The organism is Streptosporangium vulgare, assembly GCF_042428775.1.
Taxonomy (GTDB): Bacteria; Actinomycetota; Actinomycetes; order Streptosporangiales; family Streptosporangiaceae; genus Streptosporangium; species Streptosporangium vulgare.
Genome location: NZ_JBHMBS010000079.1, coordinates 1 through 3107, shown reverse-complemented (window position 1 = coordinate 3107; position 3107 = coordinate 1). Strand labels below are relative to the sequence as shown.

The window sequence follows — 3107 nt, the reverse complement described above, 5'->3', positions numbered from 1 at the left end:
CCCCGGTCGAGGGATCGCCTGCGGCCAGCTCTGCCAGCCGGTCCACCAGCTCATCCCGGCTCCGGCCCACCACCACGGCCCGGTGCTCCAACACCGCGCGACCCGCCACCAGCGAGTACGCCACGTCCACACCTGACGGCTGCGACGTCTTCACATACGCAGCCAGCCGCTCGGCCTGCGCCCGCAACGCCGACCCACTCCTGGCCGACAACGGCCACACCACCACCCCACCGCCCTCGACAGGAGCGGAGCCGGACCCGGGATCGGACCCGGCCGCAGGCGCGGGTACGGGTGCGGGCGTCTCGATCGGGACGGCCTCCACGATGACGTGGGCGTTCGTGCCACTGATCCCGAACGACGACACCCCCGCCCGCCTCGGACGACCCACCTCCGGCCACGGCACGGGTGAGGTCAGCAGCGACACCGCGCCCGACGACCAGTCCACGTGCGGCGACGGCTCGTCCACGTGCAGGGTGGGCGGCAGCAGTTCGTGCCGCATCGCCATCACCGACTTGATCACGCCCGCGACCCCGGAGGCGGCCTGGGTGTGCCCGATGTTCGACTTCACCGATCCGAGCCAGAGCGGCCGGTCGCGGTCCCGGCCGTAGGTGGCCAGCAGCGACTGGGCCTCGATCGGGTCTCCCAGCGGCGTACCGGTCCCGTGCGCCTCGACCATGTCGATGTCACCGGGCGTGAGACCCGCGTCGGCCAGCGCGCGGTGGATCACCCGTTGCTGGGAGGGGCCGTTGGGTGCGGTCAGGCCGTTGGAGGCGCCGTCCTGGTTGACCGCGCTGCCCTTGATCAGGGCGAGGACCTGGTGGCCGTTGCGGCGTGCGTCCGAGAGTCGTTCGAGCAGCAGGACGCCCACGCCTTCCGCCCAGCCGGTGCCGTCGGCGGCCGCGGCGAAGGACTTGCAGCGCCCGTCCGGGGCGAGCCCGCGCTGACGGCTGAACTCCACGAACGTGCCCGGCGTGGCGAGGACGGTCACCCCGCCCGCCAGCGCGAGCGAGCACTCGCCGTGCCGCAACGCGCGGCAGGCCAGGTGCAACGCCACCAGCGACGAGGAGCACGCCGTGTCGATGGTGACCGCGGGCCCCTCCAGTCCGAAGGTGTAGGCCAGCCGCCCGGAGGCGACGCTGCCCGCGGTGCCGGTCCCGAGGTAGCCCTCCAGCTCGCCGGGGACGGCGGGCAGCAGGGTCCCGTAGTCGTGGTACATCATGCCCGCGAAGACGCCCGTGTCGCTGCCGCGCAGCGACAGCGGGTCGATGCCCGCCCGTTCGAAGAGCTCCCACGTGGTCTCCAGCAACAGCCGCTGCTGGGGATCCATGGCCAGCGCCTCACGCGGGCCGATCCCGAACAGCTCGGCGTCGAACCGGTCGGCGTCGTAGAGGAACCCGCCCTCTCGCGTGTAGCTGGTTCCCGGCGTGTCCGGGTCGGGGTCGTACAGCGCGTCCAGGTCCCAGCCCCGGTCGGCGGGGAACAGTGAGATCGCGTCGCCGCCGGAGGCCAGCAGCTCCCAGAGCTCCTCGGGGGACCGTACGCCGCCGGGGTAGCGGCAGCTCATGGCGACGATCGCGATCGGCTCGTCCACGGCGGAGGACGCCCGTACGGCGGGGGCGGAGGTGGCGGGCGTGCCGGCCAGTTCGGTCGTCACGAAGGCGGCCAGCGCGGCGGGGGTGGGATGGTCGAAGACCAGCGTGGCGGGCAGCCGCATGCCGGTGGCGGTGTTCAGCCGGTTGCGCAGCTCGACGGCGGTGAGCGAGTCGAGGCCCAGCTCGGAGAACTTGCTCCCCGGCGGCACGCCGTCCGGCGTGGGATGGCCGAGCACGGCGGCCACCAGGGAGCGGACGGCTTCCAGCGCGATCCTCGCGCGCTCCCCCTCCTCCGCCGCCGCCAGCCGCCTGGCCAGCGTGGTCTCGCCCGTCATACGCCGGGGGCGGGCCCGGACCAGGCCGCTCAGCAGGGCGGGGACGTCACCGTCGCGAAGCGCGGCGGTGTCCAGCCGTACGGGTGCCAGGAGGGCCTCGTCCGTCGCGAGGGCGGCGTCGAACAGCGCCAGCCCCTCGCCGTCGCTCAGCGTCGCCCGTCCGGCCGCGGCGGGACCGGCGCCCATGCCGTGTTCCCACAGTCCCCAGGCCAGGGAGGTCGCGGGCAGTCCCTCGGCCCTGCGATGCGCGGCCAGACCGTCGAGGAAGGCGTTCGCCGCCGCGTAGTTGCCCTGTCCCGCAGTGCCGAAGGTGGCCGAGGCGGAGGAGAACAGCACGAACGCGGTGAGCGGCATCTGCCGGGACAGCTCGTGCAGGTGCCAGGCCGCGTCCGCCTTCGGCCCGAGCACCCGGTCGAAACGTTCAGCGGTGAGCGAGGTGACGACCCCGTCGTCGAGGACGCCCGCCGCGTGCACCACGGCGGTCAGCGGCCGGTCGGCGGGGATTCCGGCGAGCAGCCCGGCCAGGGCGTCCCGATCGCCCACGTCGCAGGCCGCGACGGTGACCCGGGCGCCCAGCGCCGCCAGCTCACCCTCCAACTCGGTTGCTCCGTCGGCGTCGCGACCCCGCCTGCCGACCAGCAGCAGGTCTCGTGCGCCGTGCTCGGTGACGAGGTGACGGGCCACCAGACCGCCCAGCGCTCCGGTGCCGCCGGTGACCAGCACCGTGCCCTCACCCCAGGACGGCCCATCCACCACCGCGCCACCGGCCCGCACCAACCTCGGCGCGTACACCACCCCATCACGCACCGCCACCCCCGGCTCCCCCACCGGCAGCCCGTCCGGAACCACACCCCCCCGCACGACATCGACCACCGCGAACAACCCCGGAAACTCCGCCTGCACCGACCGCATCAACCCCCACACCGCCGCCGCCACCGGATCCACCCCCTCACCCGGACCCACCGCCACCCCGCCACACGTCACCACCACCAACCGCGACGAACCAGACCCCACCTCCTCAACCCACCCCCGCACCACCCCCAACACCTCATCCAAAACACCCCGCACCCCCGACAGCACACCCCCCTCCCCACGACCCACACCGACCCGAACCACCGCCCCCGGCACCACCACCTCACCACCCACCACCGGCACCCACCCCACCCGGAACAACGAGTCG

1 protein-coding gene and 1 pseudogene are annotated in these 3107 nt (G+C 73.9%); both read right to left on the bottom strand.

The window, feature by feature from the left end:
• Positions 1-2650: type I polyketide synthase (locus ACFFRH_RS43990; RefSeq protein ID WP_386164120.1), on the bottom strand; the 2650-nt coding region annotated here is incomplete at its 3' end.
• 111 nt (positions 2651-2761) lie between these two features.
• Positions 2762-2995 (bottom strand): annotated as a pseudogene (locus ACFFRH_RS43985) (SpnB-like Rossmann fold domain-containing protein); the annotation flags it as partial.
• Between the last annotated feature and the right edge of the window lie 112 nt (positions 2996-3107).